Source organism: Gilliamella sp. App6-5, assembly GCF_001690525.1.
In the GTDB taxonomy this organism is placed as follows: Bacteria; Pseudomonadota; Gammaproteobacteria; order Enterobacterales; family Orbaceae; genus Gilliamella; species Gilliamella apicola_H.
Genome location: NZ_LZGT01000012.1, coordinates 1 through 311, shown reverse-complemented (window position 1 = coordinate 311; position 311 = coordinate 1). Strand labels below are relative to the sequence as shown.

The 311-nt window shown below is 41.2% G+C and carries 1 protein-coding gene; it reads right to left on the bottom strand.

Annotation, left to right across the window (positions count from 1 at the left end):
- The coding region (locus tag A9G24_RS01595) for a transposase (RefSeq protein WP_141673025.1) at nucleotides 1-304 on the bottom strand (304 nt) is incomplete at its 3' end.
- Between the last annotated feature and the right edge of the window lie 7 nt (nucleotides 305-311).

Sequence of the window (311 nt, the reverse complement as noted above, 5' to 3'; positions counted from 1 at the left end):
GGCGACGATTTTGGCTAAGTGTTGAGGCGTCAATCACTTTTTCAGTTAATCCCATTCCCAGAAACCAGCGGTAAGCTAAATTGACCTGAATTTCCTGAACCAGACGACGTTCACTGGGGATACCGAAAAGATACCCCAATAGCATGATTTTAAACAGTCTGACCGGATCTTCTGCTGGACGACCATTATTAGGGCAATAAAGTGGTGCTACCGCTTCTCGAATAAATTCAAAATCAATGACTTTAGCTATTTTACGAATAAGATGATTTTGAGGGACAAGCGCATCTAGTGAGATTTGCTCTATTTTTTCT